The following is a 15,051-nucleotide window of genomic DNA, read 5'->3' on the forward strand; positions in this document are numbered from 1 at the left end:
ATCCACATGATAGCATAGTGATTATTTGATTTTTTACATCTAAAATATTATGTCAACAGACATCCAAAGCAAATTTTTGCGCTACTCCCCAAGAGATGGTTTAAAAATCTCGAATGAATTCAGATTTTTTCAGCGCTTTCATATAGATCCCTGGCTTTTGCTCTATATTTCTGCTACTTCACTTTTAGGCTTTATTACCTTATATAGTGCATCTGGACAAGATTTACTCATGGTTTCAAAACAAATCATGAGTTTTGGCATTGGGCTCATTATTATGTTTATTTTGGCTCAAATTCCACCTAAATTTTACCAATCATTATCTCCTTCCTTTTACATTTTTGGGTTATTTTGTTTAGTCATTGTGTTCATCTTTGGTGAAACACGTTTAGGCGCTCAGCGTTGGATTAGCATTCCGGGTATTGGCAGTGTGCAACCCAGTGAATTTATGAAAATTGCCATGCCAATGATGGCTGCTTGGTATTTATCACTTTATTCACTACCACCAACATTATTTCGCATTATTAACACGCTCATATTAACAATTATTCCTTTTTTAATGATCGCCAAACAACCCGATTTAGGCACTTCAGCCTTAGTTCTGGCTAGTGGTGTATTTGTACTATTTCTCAGTGGTCTTCCTTGGTGGATTATTGGTGGTGCACTCTCTAGTGTGGCCATTGCTATTCCACTATTATGGGAATTTTTACTAAAAGATTATCAAAAACAACGCGTGCTTACCTTATTTGATCCGCAAGCAGATGCTTTAGGAGCTGGCTGGAATATCATTCAATCAAAAATTGCAATTGGTTCAGGTGGTACTTCAGGCAAAGGTTTTCTTTCAGGCACACAATCACATCTACACTTTTTACCTGAAGGTCATACCGACTTTATTATTGCGGCCTACTCCGAAGAGTTCGGCTTTATGGGTGTTGCAATATTAATGATTTTATACTTTGCCATTATTATCAGAACCTTGCAAATTAGCATGCAATGCTTTCATAATTATGGAAAATTACTTGCTGGTGGCGTTGGTTTAGCCTTTTTCGTTTATGTTTTTGTCAATGCGGGTATGGTAAGTGGCATCTTGCCAGTCACCGGTATTCCACTACCATTTATGAGTTATGGTGGAACTGCAATTATTACCCTAATGGCTTCTTTTGGTATCGTGATGTCCATTCACACCCACAAATAAATGCGTTTGGAAATTTATATTTATGTCTATTCAAAACCTCTATAACAAAGTTAAGCGTTTACCATTCATTTTAGCCACAATTTCATTGACTAGTTTTTGCCAAGCAAATGATTTTAAAGATCACCCTTCGTATAACCAATTTAAACAAAAAGCAATGCAAAGTTATGGTTTAACTGAATCGCAGATTGATTGGGCGATGGATGGTTCTAAAAATCTACCGAATATTATTAATATCATGAACCGCCCAGGCGAAAGTAAACCTTGGTTTCAATATAAAACTAATTTTTTAGCCAGCAGTACAATCCAACGAGGCATGCGTTTTCGTGACCAATATGCAGACACCCTAAATCGAGCAGAACAACAGTTTGGTGTCCCTCAATCCGTCATACTCGGCATATTAGGTGTAGAAACTGGATATGGCGCAAATAAAGGCTCTTTTGTGACGCGTGATGCTTTGGCAACACTTGGCTTTGGTTATGAACGTCGTGCTGAATATTTTCAGGACGAATTGGCTGCTTTAATTGCTTGGTCATATAAAGATGGTGTTCCAACAAATTCTATCGTTGGCTCTTACGCAGGCGCAATTGGATATCCTCAATTCATGCCCAGCAACATACCTAAATACGGGGTTGATTATGATGGTAATGGACACGTTGATTTAAGAAACTCTGCTGTAGATGCGATTGGATCAATTGCCAATTATCTTGCTCAGCATGGTTGGCAACGTGATCAGCCAATTGCATTTGCAGCTCGGTACACTGGAAACAATCCAGACGCCATTATTTCTCAAGATTTAACTCAACCCACTCCTTATGGTGTTTTAAAATCTCAAGGAATCAGCCCACTTAATCCACTGGTCAAAATTGATGATCTAGATATGGTAAATGTCATTCAACTTCAAGAAAGTACAGGACCTATTTATTATATTACTTATCCAAACTTTCAAGTGATTACAACCTATAATAGAAGTCGTATGTATGCAACAGCACTTTGGCTTTTAGGGACAGAAGTGACTGGAAATTAAAACAGCTCTCTTATAAAGATAAAAAATCAAGGTTTTTTTAGCTTAAAAAGATGAATAAGTAATCATATTGCAATATTTGTTACAAATTTGATTATTTTTTAATCAATCAAACCTTGGTTTTTATCTTTTTTGTGTTTATTTTAATATTAATACTAGACACCTTTATAGCTAGATGAATATTATCCTGACAGTTGTAAGATTTTAAATTTCGTTGCAAATGTGAACATATATAGGAACTTTCACTTAAATATCAATAATTTATTTTTGATATTTTGAAAAGCCTAGGAGTTAAATCAAGAATGCACCCCTCAATCAAAGCACTGCTGTCTGTCTCGACGTTACTGCTTACCTTAAGCCAGTCGCAAGCAGAAATGGTTCAGTCTTCAGCATTAACCAATGATGCTGATAGCTCAAGCCTAGCTGCACGTGTTTTAAATAAAGAAGCTCAGAACTTCAACTCCCACCTATCAAATTTAAATAGCCTTTCAATCACTGAACGTTCTGGCGATCAAATTCGTCGTCAAACCATTGCAGCTAAAATTGAGCTTCCAGTGGAAGAGCCTTCTGTGATTGAAAAGTTAAATACTGTTGCATCTAACACAGTACGTAAATTTAGCCAAACTGGTGTTGCTTCTTGGTATGGTCGACAGTTTCATGGTCGCCCAACTGCAAGCGGTGAAGCTTATGACATGAATGCTTTAACGGCTGCGCATCGTACGTTGCCTCTGAATTGTTATATTCGCGTGACGAATGATACAACAGGTAAAAGTGTTGTTGTTAAAGTTAACGACCGTGGACCTTTCCATGGTAATCGTGTAGTAGACCTATCATACGGTGCAGCAAAACAACTTGGCATTACCAATCAAGGCACCGCTAAAGTGAGTATTGAACGTGTTTCAGGTCCAAACTCATAAATCATTTTTCAACTGAATTTAATTACAACACGAAGAAGCCACATCAAAGTGGCTTTTTTAATGCGTATATTTTGCGTTTAAAGATAGTTTTAACCAAAAAACACCCTAACCTACATTAATTATTTTATAAGCCCATATACTCGAAATGAGTGCAAAATATGCAATATTCTTGGTCTTAATTTTTTAATGCTTATTTTGCATCTAGTTTAGTTTAAAAAATACATTAAGCCATAAAATGAGAATAGGCTAAGTACAATACTCAATAACAATTTTTGGGTGAGCTGCGCCACAACGATGGTTATTATCGCACTATATAAATAGACATTATGAATTAACTCTCTAAATTCATGATTTTGATAAAAAATAATAGGGACACATAATGAAACCATTAAACATGGTGCTGCATATTTCAACATTTTTTGAATAAAAATAGGTAATTGAAACTGAAACTTAGGTTCTAAAAATATATATCTATTGATAAATACAATCAGGCTTAGTCCAATAATTAACATCCAGGACATTATTCTTCCTCTTTATCTAAGATAGCAGCAACAGCCATACCAATAAGGCTTGCGAAAATTAAACCTGATTGAATTTCGAACCATGTAAAAATAAATGCAAATATCACTGATATGCAGACTGCAATAATGCCTTGCATGTTTTTGATCAGAAAGACCGCCATGACTAAAAAAATAGCCACAATGGAATAATCTAAATGTATAGATGAAAGGTCGCTAATTAAAAAGGTAAAAAAAATACCTAAAATACTAAAAATCACCCAAATCATATAAAAGCTAAAACCCGCACCAATTAAATAGCTATAGGATCGATGTGGATAAAGTTCAGAAATTGCATACAATTCATCTGTCAGTAAAAAACCTAAAGAAACTCTTTGTAAACCTGAATATTTTTGAAGATCATTTCGTAAACTTAAGCTATAAATATAATGTTGAGTGGTCATGAAAAAAATGGTAATTAAAATACTCATGCTTGATGCATCTGCCATTAGCATACTCAAACTCATAATTTGAGCTGCCCCTGCAAAAACAAGTGCAGACATTGCGATTGATTGTCCAATACTTAAGCCTGCTGTCATTGCAAGTGAGCCTGCCATAATTGCCCATGGAATCACTGCAAGTGATAATGGCAACATATCTCGCACACCAGATTTAAAACTTACCCATTTTGAATATGATTGTTTGAAAGAAGCATCATTCATTTGTTATGAACTGTATAAAATAAAAAATAATAGCTTTTTCAATAATTAAATGATTGAATAAAATTGCTTACTTCAATACATACGACTCATGAGATACTGTGATGGCGTACATCCTATTGTACGTTTAAAATGTCGATTAAAATGACTTTGATCTGAAAACCCACAAAGTTGTGCAGTCATAGAAATATCGACACCTTGCTTTAATAAGCATATCGCTTTTCTTAATCTCACTTGAATTAGCCATGCATGTGGCGGTAAGCCTGTTTGCTTTTTAAACTGTCTCAACAAGTGCCATGGGCTTAAATTTACTTCATTCGCCAAATCTTGTAATTGATGATCTTTCTCTGGCTCAAATGCCAATATTTCTTTAATGCGTAAAATTTTTTCATTTGCTTGAGATAAATGTCTCAATTCCTTGCGACCTTTTCCATGGCGTTGTAATAATAATGCCAAAGTTGATAAGAATAAGCTTTGCTTTAATAAATGATTATTTTGTACTGCGAATAAATCAAAAAGAATCAATAATTGAGCAGCTAATCCCTCATCATGAATCACCGCTTGAGGAAACCATGGCGTCACGCCTTTTTCACTAAAAAAATCAGCACTCACCTGTTGCAACATTTCTGGTGTTGGATACATTGCTCTGTAACGCCAACCTGTCTCAACCGCAGATTCGCCAGTATGTACCTCATCTGCATTCACCAGAATAATATCTCCTTTTGGGGCTATAAATTGACCACTTGTTCGTAGAAAAGATTGAGCACCTTCTTCTATTACACCAATACAATAACCTTCATGTGTATGTTTTGAAAATTGAGTACTTTGAAAAGAAGCACTTAAGAACTCGAGCCCTTGTAATTCTTCTAAATGACGATATTCAACGGACTCACTCACATACACCTCATCGTCTGATCATGGTTTAACAAAACTACTAGCTTAATTTGTATATTTAAAGAAGATAGAACAAAATTGCTATTTATATTGCTCTCCTTGATGCATTAACCACCCTTCGATATGTCGCCCACGTGGGTCGTGATGTGTCCAATGAATAACACCTCCCTTACTGGAATATTCATATACACCATAAAACTCAACCATATCTCCCTTTTGTAGAGACTTAATGCTTGGTGCCAAATCAATATTATGAGCGATCAGAATAGTTTGACCATTTGCCAATTCTAAAACAAATTTTTGATGACGACTTCCTTCATTGTCATCAGGTAAAACGGCAACTACACGACCCGTAGAATGAACCTGAATATTACTTAATTTATTTTTATATGCATGTGCAATAAGTTCTAAACCATGCTGCTGTTGTGTAGAATAATTTGAGTGCTGCTGGTCACCAATTAAATGATCTTGCCTTGGTAAATCATTACTTTTTTCAATTTCCCCTAATGTAAAATAAATTGCAATTAAAATAATCACTAAAATAGCTATTCCATAATTTATTTTATTAAACACCCCTGTCCCTCCTTTTTATCTTTTTTATTCTATAAAAAAAAGCCTCTAAGTTAGAGGCTTTTTTAGCAAAATAATAAACTAAATTATTTTGCAGCAGCTTGAGCAGCAGCTACTTCTTCAGCAAAAGAAAGCTCTGCTTTCTTCTCAATCCCTTCACCTACTTCAAAGCGAACAAATTGAGCAACTGTTGTACCTGTCGCTTTTAATACATCTGCAACTTTCTTATCATTGTCAATGACGTATTGTTGACGCTCAAGAACAACTTCATTCAAGTATTTTTCAACTGAACCAGTTACCATTTTTTCAACGATGTTTGCTGGTTTGCCAGATTCAATTGCTTTTGCTTCAGCAATTTCTTTCTCTTTTGCAATTAAATCTGCAGGAACGTGTTCAGCAGAAACAGCAACTGGGTTGAATGCAGCAATATGCATTGCCAAACCTTTACCTGTATCAGCATCACCTGTATAAGATACAACAACACCAATTTTCAAACCGTGTTTGTAAACTGCAAGGTTATCACCTTCAATAATTACAGCACGACGAACTTGGATGTTTTCACCAATTTTTTGAACAAGTGCAATACGTGCTTCTTCAACAGTTTGACCATCTTCAAGTTTTAATTCAGCAATTTGTGCAGCATCAGTTGCGCCAGCAGCAAGCGCAGCAGCAGCAACTTTAGCAGAGAAACCTGCAAAGTTTTCATCTTTAGCAACGAAGTCAGTTTGGCAATTTACTTCAACTAAAATTGCTTTGTTACCTTCTTGAGCAATTGTAATTGCACCATCAGCTGCAATGTTACCTGCTTTTTTAGCAGCTTTTGCTTGACCAGATTTACGAAGGTTATCAATCGCTAATTCGATATCACCGCCCGCTTCTGTCAATGCTTTTTTACATTCCATCATTGCAAGACCAGTACGGTCACGTAATTCTTTAACCATGCTTGCAGTAATAGCAGTCATGTGTATCTCCTAAATTCGGTAGAAAATGAATTCTTTTTAGAACAGAAACGGCCCAGAGGATACTCATGGGCCGCCTGCATACTTAACGCTTACTTTGCCACCATCACATGTCGCAAAAATGACAAGCTAGCGTCTAACGCATTAAGCCTCAGAAGCTGGAGCTTCTTCACCTTTCGCTTGTGCATTTGCTTGAGTTTGAGCATATTCTTTACCAGCAAGAATCGCATCAGCCATAGCAGAAGCATAAAGTGTAACTGCACGGATCGCATCATCGTTACCAGGAATAATGTAATCTACGTTATCTGGATTAGAGTTTGTATCAACGATACCAATTACAGGAATACCAAGGTTCTTAGCTTCTTTAATTGCAATCGCTTCGTGATCTACGTCAATTACAAATAAAGCGTCTGGTAAACCACCCATGTTTTTAACGCCACCAAGACCACGCTCAAGTTTTTCCATTTCACGAGTACGTTCTAAAGCTTCACGTTTAGTTAACTTAGCAAAAGTACCATCTTGAGATTGATTTTGAAGGTCTTTTAGACGGTTGATTGACTGGCGAAGTGTTTTCCAGTTTGTCAACATACCACCTAACCAACGGTGATCTACATATGGTTGACCAGCGCGTTGAGCTTGTTCACGGATGATGTTAGAAGCAGCACGTTTAGTACCAACAAACAAAACTTTGTTCTTCTTGCTTGCTAATTGGTTAGCAAAGTTCAAAGCATCATTTAACGCAGGAACAGTGTGCTCAAGGTTGATGATGTGAATTTTGTTGCGCGCACCAAAGATGTATTCGCGCATTTTTGGATTCCAAAAACGTGTTTGGTGACCGAAGTGTGCGCCTGCTTGAAGAAGGTCGCGCATGCTTACGTTGTAATCTGCCATTTTCTTTACCTTAAAGTTTGGGTTAGGCCTCCATATATCCGCATTCTCCACCCTATTGGGCACCCAGAGAAATGTGTCGATATATGTGCGGATTTTATTGCCCCATCGCACAAAGCACGTGAAAGTAAGATTCACGAAAAAGCATTTGATAAAATGGGCGGCTATTTATACCATAGTCACATACAAATTTCCAAAAGTTTTTAAAGATCATGAACAATACTTATGAAGCGCCACGTCGATTAATCAAATCTGCTGAAGATATCGAGAAAATGCGTATTGCAGGGCGACTTGCAGCTGAAGTCTTGGATATGATCAAACCGCATATTAAGCCAGGTGTTACAACACTTGAGCTTGATACGATTTGTCATGACTACATCGTCAATCAACAAGATGCCATTCCAGCATGCTTAGGTTACGGTGCAGCACCAGGGCGTCCAGCATTTCAGCACGTTATTTGCACATCTGTTAATCATGTCGTTTGTCATGGTGTTCCATCTGATGCCAAAAAGTTGAAAAAAGGCGATATCTTAAATATTGACGTCACCGTGATTAAAGATGGGTTCCACGGCGATACCAACATGATGTATATCGTAGGTGAAGACACCTCTATTCTTGCAAATCGATTATGTAAAGTTGCTCAAGAAGCAATGTATCGTGGAATGGAAGCTGTAAAACCTGGTGCAACCATTGGCGATATTGGTAATGCTATTCAGCAATATGTTGAGGCTGAACGCTTTGGTGTTGTCCGTGAGTACTGCGGACACGGAATTGGTACCGTTTTCCATGATGAACCACAAGTTTTACACTATGGTCAACCAAACAGCGGTATGATTTTAGAAGAAGGCATGACTTTTACGATTGAACCAATGGTTAATGCAGGTGATTGGAAAACGAAAACCTTGGGCGATAAATGGACGGTCGTTACAAAAGATCATAGTTTATCTGCACAATATGAACATACCATTTTAGTCACGAAGAATGGTTTGGAGGTTTTAACTGCACGCCCTGAAGAAGATTTAAGTCGTTTTCAAAAATAATATAATCTTGTTCTAATTCTAAAAAGGCTATGTCTGCATAGCCTTTTTTAATTTCATTTGAATTCTTGATCTCATTTAAAGTTTTAAAATTCACATAAGTAACTTTTGACATTCTCTAATATCGATAAGCCTAAATCAGGATGGACTGAACGAGCCAAAGTTAAGGCGCCTGAAAGTAAACTCAATTGAATCATCGCTTCTTTAGAAATTCGCTGATCATTATTGTTCACATCTAATTTTGATAATATTTCTAATAATGCCTCAACGCCTTGATGAAAAGACTCCTTCACAGGTTTATCTTGGCTTTCTCTTGCAACATCAATCGTCAAACAGGATAAAGGGCAACTTTTTCCAGGATTTTCTAAATTTTGTGCAGACAAATAACGATTAATAATGCCATCAAATGCAGCCTTATTATCTTCAGCCTCCTGAACAATACCTTCCCATTTCTCAATTGATCTTTGAAAGGTATTTTTGCATGCAATATCAATTAACTCATCTTTATTTTTAAAATGTTTATAAAATCCGCCATGTGTTAATCCAGCAGTCTTCATCAAATCTGCAACACTCACAGCAAAACCTTTGTCTCGGATCATCTGAGAGGTAATGCTTTCTATATTTTTTCTATTTTGAGCTGCTACTTGCTTTGACACACGAGGCATAATTTAAATTTCCTATTTTCATCATCTGAAAAATATCTAACAATAGATCATCATAAAAGTTATTTTTTAAAATAAAAATATTTTTTTTAATTTAGATTATGATTATAATCTATTTTGTATTTTTGATGTAGTCACCTACATAGAAAATATTCAACACAAAGATATAGCATATTTTCAAGTTCCACAAAAATGCGATTGATTATTGATGGATTATTTTCTCAATTGCAAAAGGATTAGGCATGCAAATAGATCAACAGCAGCATAAGTTTTCAAAAACATTAATTATTATGCTGATTGGTAGTGCGTTTATTTTGGCACTTTCATTAGGTATTCGTCATGGTTTTGGCTTGTACTTAGTTCCAATGAGTCATGAGTTTAACTGGAATCATCAAGTTTTTAGTTTAGCCATTGCTTTTCAAAATCTGCTGTGGGGGGCGGTTCAACCCTTCACTGGAATTTTGGCAGATAAATATGGTAGCAAGAAAGTTGTAGCTGTCGGCGGCGTGCTCTATGCCATTGGTCTAGCATTAATGGCAATCAGTTCGACCTCTGCATTATTAAACGTCAGTTTGGGTTTAATTATTGGACTCGCACTTTCTGCAACTTCTTTTTCAGTTCTACTTTCTGCTGTAGGTCGCGCTGCCCATCCTAGTCGTCGAAGCATGGCGATGGGGATTGCAAGTGCTGCTGGTTCTTTTGGTCAGTTTATTATGCTGCCAACCACTTTACTCTTATTACAACATATTGGTTGGTCTGCTGCACTCATCGTGAGCGCGATATTAGTTGCACTTATTGTTCCGCTTGCGTGGACATTAAAAGCACCTATGTATGTAGACCCGAATGCAACCACAACAACAAAACAACCCTTACTTTCCTTCAAAACCGTTTTTAAAATTGCACTAAAACATAAACCCTTTCTATGGCTTGCATTAGGCTTTTTAGTGTGTGGTTTTCAAGTGGTATTTTTAGGAATTCACTTGCCTGGATATTTGATTGATCATGGTTTTGATGCCTCAACGGGTACCATCTTTCTTGCCTTAGTTGGTTTATTTAATATTTTCGGAACTTATCTAGCTGGCTGGCTTGGTGATAAATATTCAAAACCTCACCTACTCATGGGTTTATATGGTCTAAGAGGAATCACCATTATCATCTTCCTATTACTCCCCTTAAGTGTTTGGACAATCTATGCCTTTGGGGTCATTATGGGAATTTTATGGCTATCTACTGTTCCGCTAACCAATGGAATTGTAGCCAATATGTTTGGTGTCAAATACCTCACAATGCTCAGCGGTCTAGTATTCTTCACACATCAAATTGGTTCTTTTTTTGGTGGATGGCTTGGCGGTTTAAATCATGATATAACTGGTAACTATAACATCATCTGGGGACTTTCAATTTTCCTCAGTTTGGTTGGGGTTTTAGTTCACTTCTTTGTTAATGAGAAGGCAGTCATTCATGATTAATACCATTTCTTTATTCAAAATTGGGCTTTCAATTGGGATCTTCAGCTTATTTGCAATTGCATTTATTTTATGGTTTCAAACACCTAATTTATTTGAATATTTCAATCAAGCGTTCTGCGCACATTAAATTCAGTAATATTTTAACTCAGATTTAATTTGCTTTATCACACAAAAAACCGAGTAAAACGACTCGGTTTTAATCAATATTGCTTATATATTTTTCATTAAATCTAAGCTTTTTAGAATATTTTTACTATTGGGTGCCGTGAAATACCCTAAATTTACAGTAGGATTTTTAGTCGAAAAATGAATATTTAAGTAAGGTGAATCTAATTTTTGAAAGATGTAATCGTGTTCTATAATTTCACCTAAATATCTCCCTTTTAAATCAATAAAAATATTCAATGCAGGTTCGAAATAACCGATACTCTCTCCTGTTGGAGAATATAATTGTTGATTAAAAAAATTGGCAACATGTTTGCCATAACTATTATATAAAGAAATCATAATTTCACCTTTATTTAGAATTTATTCATAGTGAGTTGAACATTATTACACAAAATACAGTTTTTTCATAAATTATTATTCGCCTAACCTTATCCGTATCAATAAATTTCCAAGAATAAATTCAGCAGAAAATCTGACATGCCTTACATGTACCTGCATTTATAAAATCAATATTTATAAAATGTGAAAATAAATAATCACTTATTGTTTAAATAATTTATTGATCTAAGAGGTTGCGATTTTCTATTGCTTTGCAATTTCTATATCGAAGCTTTTTTACAGTTATTAGCCACGTCCCTCTCATTAGAAAGCCATCATCCTCCGAGTAATCTTGCAAAATAAGCTAAAAAAATTGTTTAAATAAACAACATGTAAAAATATCGCGCTTCATTTAATTTAGAAACTAAAATCATTTAAGTCAGTTTATGTCGCGCTGTCATAGCACTGTCACATTTTTTTTGGCATGATAAGCTAACACAATGATTGAATAATGATAAATGAAGCAAATGAGATGGTTAGAACTTCTTTCAACAGTTCGTTTAGGAAGTAAAAAAAATAATACTGAACAAGCACGTAGCCCTTTTCATAAAGATTATGATCGAATTATTTTTTCCCAGAGTTTTAGACAGCTCAACCGAAAAACTCAAGTTCATCCCTTAACTCAACATGATGGAATTCATACACGACTCACACACTCTTTAGAAGTCTCCTGCATTGGCCGATCTTTAGGAATGCTTGCGGCTGAAAAAATCAAAGATGAACTTCCTGTCTGGATTTCACCTGCCGATGTAGGTGCCATTATTCAGGCAGCATGTTTAGCACACGATATTGGTAATCCACCATTTGGACATTCAGGTGAATATGCCATTCGTGAATGGTTTGATGATATTTCTCATACTGATTTTTTACGACACTTAAGTTTAGAACAACAAGCAGATCTACGCCAATTTGAAGGCAATGCGCAGGGTTTAAGATTATTAACCAAAATTGATTATCATCCACATGATGGTGGAATGCGTTTAACCTATGCAACTTTAGGTGCTTATTTAAAATATCCTTGGTTATCAAAAACCATTGAATCTCAAGGAAATACACCTGCGAGCCACCGTGCTAAGTTTGGTTGTTATCAGGCAGAAAAAGATATTTTACAACAAATTGCCGAGCAACTGGGTCTCATTCAACTGGGAGACTATCATTATTGCAGACATCCCTTGACTTACTTATTAGAAGCTGCAGATGATATGTGTTATGCCTTAATTGATTTAGAAGATGGCATTACACTGAACATGTTAAACTATGCAGAAGTTGAACCGATTTTCTTGGCACTCATCCAGGATTATGGTATTCCCGCAGAGCTTAATATGCCCAATACCACATGGCATCAAAAAATTGCGGCCTTGCGTGGTCGTGTTATGAAACGTTTAGTGGATGAAGTGACAACTGCATTTGCAAAACAGCATTGGCAAATTCTTTCTGGGCAATTACAAGGCAGCCTTTTAGACTACTGTTCACCAGATATTGCAATCGGCATTCATCGTGCTAAAGAACTTGCCCGTGAAAAAATTTTTGAACATCCACAAAAAGCAGGGTTAGAAATTATTGGTCATCAAAGTTTACAAACCATTTTAGATGCATTTATTCCCTTAACAACGCCACACAAAACCTTAAGCTTTAAAGAACAGCGCTTATTGGCTATTTTGAATCGCTCAGGGGTTTATTTTGAACAAGATCATTATGAAAATATTATGCAAGTACTTGATATTATTTCTAAGTTTTCAGATCATCAAGCCTATCAACTTTCTCAAGAATTAAGAGGAAATAAAATAGGCGCCATCTAGAATTTTAATACTAAACTCTAAAATGATGTTTTATTTAACGAAGTGGATGAAGTTTATTCTAAACTTTCAATATTTAGTTCGTACCATTTTGCGTTTAAAGCAAATGGTCTCTAATATTCTCCCATTAACATAGAAGTGAATAATATAAATGATTGGATGTTTAATTGGTGAAGTTCTTGCTTTGGAAGCACCGACTGTCGTGTTAAACGTAAATGGTCTTGGTTATGAAATTGACACCCCGCTTTCAACTTTTTGCCAATTACAAAAAGGGCAAAAAGTAACGCTTTGGACACACTTAACTGTTCGTGAAGATGCGCAACTTCTTTATGGCTTCTTAGATGCACGTGAAAAATCTATTTTTCGTACCCTATTAAAAGTAAATGGTGTTGGCCCTAAAATGGCTTTGGCGATTTTATCGACATTAAGTACAGAAATGCTCATTCATACCGTAGAAAATGAAGATATAAATACACTGATTAAAGTTCCAGGTGTAGGGAAAAAAACTGCTGAACGTTTAATGATCGAACTTCGTGATCGTTTTAAAGCAATGGCAACAACATCGCAGCCCCATAATTCAACTATTGACCAAATTCAATTTACTGGAAATTCTGCTATTGCTGAGGCTGAAGCTGCTTTACAATCTTTAGGTTATAAACCTTTAGAAGCACAAAAACTCGTGAATGCAGTCAAAGGTGATTTGACAGAAGCAGGTGAAATTATTCGTGCTGCTTTAAAATCTATGAATCGGTAATTTAGAATAATAATCTATTCGTATCTTATATAAACGTTACAGTGACAGAGACTAATCACATCATTATGCAAGACCGTTTAATTAGTGGTTCAGAAAAACCCGAAGATCATTTTGATCGTGCAATTCGTCCAACCTCGCTCGATGATTATATTGGGCAACCTGTTGTACGTGAACAAATGGAAATCTTCATTGGTGCTGCACGTGGACGTGGTGAAGCATTAGACCATACTTTAATTTTTGGGCCTCCAGGTTTAGGAAAAACAACACTTGCCAATATTATTGCACGAGAGATGGGGGGAAATTTAAAATCAACCTCTGGTCCAGTGTTAGAGCGTGCTGGTGATTTGGCTGCAATGCTCACCAATTTAGAAGAAGGTGATGTTTTATTTATTGATGAAATTCACCGTCTTTCTCCAGTCATTGAAGAAATTCTTTATCCAGCCATGGAAGATTATCAACTTGATATTATGATTGGAGAAGGTCCAGCAGCACGCTCGATCAAATTAGATTTACCGCCTTTCACCTTAGTTGCAGCAACCACTCGTGCAGGCTTACTCACCTCTCCACTACGTGACCGTTTTGGTATTGTGCAACGTTTAGAGTTTTATTCGGTTGATGATCTGACTCACATTGTGACACGTTCTGCCAATTTAATGAATGTACCAATTACTGAAGCAGGTTCACGTGAAGTTGCACGCCGTTCACGTGGCACTCCACGTATTGCAAATCGTCTATTAAGACGTGTTCGTGATTACGCACAAGTCAAAGGAACAGGTGATGTTACTCAGGATATGGCACAACGTGCCTTAGATATGCTCAATGTAGATAAAGATGGTTTGGACACTTTAGACCGTCGTTATTTATCGATGCTCCTTGAGCGTTTTGATGGAGGACCAGGCGGTGTTGAAGCTTTAGCAGCAGCGATGGCGGAAGACTCAGGTACCCTAGAAGATGTTATTGAGCCTTACCTAATTCAACAAGGCTATGTGATGCGTACTGCACGTGGACGCATTGCAACCAATATGGCCTATTTACAATTTGGTCTAACACCGCCAGAACCAAAAGAAAAATAATCTCACCTTGGGGCTTAACATTATTCTACAATTCAAATAATGCTAAGCTCCATCTCA

At 36.3% G+C, this 15,051-nt stretch carries 17 protein-coding genes; 9 read left to right on the forward strand and 8 right to left on the reverse strand.

Annotated elements, in window-relative coordinates:
• The first annotated feature begins 49 nt into the window (after positions 1-49).
• The 3 genes from rodA to B9T31_RS03585 all read left to right on the forward strand — a co-directional run bounded on the left by rodA (position 50) and on the right by B9T31_RS03585 (position 3,130).
• Complete coding sequence (gene rodA / locus B9T31_RS03575) at positions 50-1,192, forward strand: rod shape-determining protein RodA (RefSeq protein ID WP_086180593.1); 1,143 nt, start codon at positions 50-52, stop codon at positions 1,190-1,192.
• A gap of 22 nt (positions 1,193-1,214) precedes the next feature.
• A complete protein-coding gene (mltB, locus tag B9T31_RS03580; RefSeq protein WP_086180594.1) occupies positions 1,215-2,216 on the forward strand; it encodes a lytic murein transglycosylase B in 1,002 nt (333 codons plus the stop codon).
• Positions 2,217-2,515: 299 nt separating this feature from the next.
• Positions 2,516-3,130, forward strand: a complete 615-nt coding sequence (locus B9T31_RS03585; protein ID WP_086180595.1) for a septal ring lytic transglycosylase RlpA family protein — start codon at positions 2,516-2,518, stop codon at positions 3,128-3,130.
• Between the two features lie 206 nt (positions 3,131-3,336).
• Here B9T31_RS03585 and B9T31_RS03590 read toward each other — a convergent pair whose 3' ends face one another.
• The 6 genes from B9T31_RS03590 to rpsB form a co-directional block, all read right to left on the reverse strand.
• A complete protein-coding gene (locus B9T31_RS03590) occupies positions 3,337-3,651 on the reverse strand; it encodes an AzlD domain-containing protein (protein WP_086180596.1) in 315 nt (104 codons plus the stop codon).
• Positions 3,651-4,349, reverse strand: coding sequence for an AzlC family ABC transporter permease (locus B9T31_RS03595; RefSeq protein WP_086180597.1), 699 nt, complete (start codon positions 4,347-4,349; stop codon positions 3,651-3,653). Before B9T31_RS03595 ends, B9T31_RS03590 begins: the two co-directional genes overlap by 1 nt.
• Before the next feature lie 72 nt (positions 4,350-4,421).
• Complete coding sequence (locus tag B9T31_RS03600; protein WP_086180598.1) at positions 4,422-5,243, reverse strand: AraC family transcriptional regulator; 822 nt, start codon at positions 5,241-5,243, stop codon at positions 4,422-4,424.
• 78 nt (positions 5,244-5,321) lie between these two features.
• Positions 5,322-5,813, reverse strand: coding sequence for a DUF3465 domain-containing protein (locus B9T31_RS03605; protein WP_086180599.1), 492 nt, complete (start codon positions 5,811-5,813; stop codon positions 5,322-5,324).
• Between the two features lie 83 nt (positions 5,814-5,896).
• Positions 5,897-6,772 (reverse strand): translation elongation factor Ts, encoded by an 876-nt coding sequence (gene tsf / locus B9T31_RS03610; protein WP_086180600.1) that lies wholly within the window; start codon positions 6,770-6,772, stop codon positions 5,897-5,899.
• Positions 6,773-6,913: 141 nt separating this feature from the next.
• Complete coding sequence (gene rpsB / locus B9T31_RS03615) at positions 6,914-7,660, reverse strand: 30S ribosomal protein S2 (RefSeq protein ID WP_086180601.1); 747 nt, start codon at positions 7,658-7,660, stop codon at positions 6,914-6,916.
• 209 nt (positions 7,661-7,869) lie between these two features.
• On the opposite strand from rpsB, the gene map reads away from it, so the two are divergent.
• On the forward strand, positions 7,870-8,697 hold the full coding sequence (map, locus tag B9T31_RS03620) for a type I methionyl aminopeptidase (protein ID WP_086180602.1): 828 nt from the start codon (positions 7,870-7,872) through the stop codon (positions 8,695-8,697).
• A gap of 83 nt (positions 8,698-8,780) precedes the next feature.
• Here map and B9T31_RS03625 read toward each other — a convergent pair whose 3' ends face one another.
• On the reverse strand, positions 8,781-9,359 hold the full coding sequence (locus B9T31_RS03625) for a TetR/AcrR family transcriptional regulator (protein ID WP_086180603.1): 579 nt from the start codon (positions 9,357-9,359) through the stop codon (positions 8,781-8,783).
• Positions 9,360-9,598: 239 nt separating this feature from the next.
• Here B9T31_RS03625 and B9T31_RS03630 point away from each other — a divergent pair, with 239 nt between their 5' ends.
• Both B9T31_RS03630 and B9T31_RS18110 read left to right on the forward strand, forming a co-directional pair.
• The gene (locus B9T31_RS03630; protein WP_086180604.1) at positions 9,599-10,825 is read left to right on the forward strand and encodes an MFS transporter; all 1,227 of its coding nucleotides are present in this window, start codon (positions 9,599-9,601) and stop codon (positions 10,823-10,825) included.
• The gene (locus B9T31_RS18110; protein ID WP_265733376.1) at positions 10,818-10,952 is read left to right on the forward strand and encodes a hypothetical protein; all 135 of its coding nucleotides are present in this window, start codon (positions 10,818-10,820) and stop codon (positions 10,950-10,952) included. Before B9T31_RS03630 ends, B9T31_RS18110 begins: the two co-directional genes overlap by 8 nt.
• An 83-nt stretch (positions 10,953-11,035) precedes the next feature.
• Here B9T31_RS18110 and B9T31_RS03635 read toward each other — a convergent pair whose 3' ends face one another.
• A complete protein-coding gene (locus B9T31_RS03635; protein WP_086180605.1) occupies positions 11,036-11,332 on the reverse strand; it encodes a hypothetical protein in 297 nt (98 codons plus the stop codon).
• A gap of 497 nt (positions 11,333-11,829) precedes the next feature.
• Between B9T31_RS03635 and B9T31_RS03640 the strand changes: the two genes are divergently transcribed.
• The 3 genes from B9T31_RS03640 to ruvB all read left to right on the forward strand — a co-directional run bounded on the left by B9T31_RS03640 (position 11,830) and on the right by ruvB (position 14,994).
• Positions 11,830-13,170 (forward strand): deoxyguanosinetriphosphate triphosphohydrolase, encoded by a 1,341-nt coding sequence (locus B9T31_RS03640; RefSeq protein ID WP_086180606.1) that lies wholly within the window; start codon positions 11,830-11,832, stop codon positions 13,168-13,170.
• Between the two features lie 148 nt (positions 13,171-13,318).
• The gene (gene ruvA, locus B9T31_RS03645; protein ID WP_086180607.1) at positions 13,319-13,921 is read left to right on the forward strand and encodes a Holliday junction branch migration protein RuvA; all 603 of its coding nucleotides are present in this window, start codon (positions 13,319-13,321) and stop codon (positions 13,919-13,921) included.
• 65 nt (positions 13,922-13,986) lie between these two features.
• Positions 13,987-14,994, forward strand: a complete 1,008-nt coding sequence (gene ruvB, locus B9T31_RS03650; RefSeq protein ID WP_086180608.1) for a Holliday junction branch migration DNA helicase RuvB — start codon at positions 13,987-13,989, stop codon at positions 14,992-14,994.
• The last annotated feature ends 57 nt before the right edge of the window (positions 14,995-15,051 follow it).

The sequence above is a fragment of the Acinetobacter sp. ANC 4558 genome, from assembly GCF_002135375.1.
In the GTDB taxonomy this organism is placed as follows: domain Bacteria; phylum Pseudomonadota; class Gammaproteobacteria; order Pseudomonadales; family Moraxellaceae; genus Acinetobacter.

Coding starts and splice junctions, on each gene's coding strand:
- B9T31_RS03640 (WP_086180606.1), top strand. CDS start 11,830: ATGAAGCAAATGAGATGGTTAGAACTTCTTTCAACAGTTCGTTTAGGA.
- B9T31_RS03585 (WP_086180595.1), top strand. CDS start 2,516: ATGCACCCCTCAATCAAAGCACTGCTGTCTGTCTCGACGTTACTGCTT.
- rpsB (WP_086180601.1), bottom strand. CDS start 7,660: ATGGCAGATTACAACGTAAGCATGCGCGACCTTCTTCAAGCAGGCGCA.
- map (WP_086180602.1), top strand. CDS start 7,870: ATGAACAATACTTATGAAGCGCCACGTCGATTAATCAAATCTGCTGAA.
- mltB (WP_086180594.1), top strand. CDS start 1,215: ATGTCTATTCAAAACCTCTATAACAAAGTTAAGCGTTTACCATTCATT.
- tsf (WP_086180600.1), bottom strand. CDS start 6,772: ATGACTGCTATTACTGCAAGCATGGTTAAAGAATTACGTGACCGTACT.
- B9T31_RS03625 (WP_086180603.1), bottom strand. CDS start 9,359: ATGCCTCGTGTGTCAAAGCAAGTAGCAGCTCAAAATAGAAAAAATATA.
- B9T31_RS03630 (WP_086180604.1), top strand. CDS start 9,599: ATGCAAATAGATCAACAGCAGCATAAGTTTTCAAAAACATTAATTATT.
- ruvA (WP_086180607.1), top strand. CDS start 13,319: ATGATTGGATGTTTAATTGGTGAAGTTCTTGCTTTGGAAGCACCGACT.
- B9T31_RS03635 (WP_086180605.1), bottom strand. CDS start 11,332: ATGATTTCTTTATATAATAGTTATGGCAAACATGTTGCCAATTTTTTT.
- rodA (WP_086180593.1), top strand. CDS start 50: ATGTCAACAGACATCCAAAGCAAATTTTTGCGCTACTCCCCAAGAGAT.
- B9T31_RS03595 (WP_086180597.1), bottom strand. CDS start 4,349: ATGAATGATGCTTCTTTCAAACAATCATATTCAAAATGGGTAAGTTTT.
- B9T31_RS03590 (WP_086180596.1), bottom strand. CDS start 3,651: ATGTCCTGGATGTTAATTATTGGACTAAGCCTGATTGTATTTATCAAT.
- ruvB (WP_086180608.1), top strand. CDS start 13,987: ATGCAAGACCGTTTAATTAGTGGTTCAGAAAAACCCGAAGATCATTTT.
- B9T31_RS18110 (WP_265733376.1), top strand. CDS start 10,818: ATGATTAATACCATTTCTTTATTCAAAATTGGGCTTTCAATTGGGATC.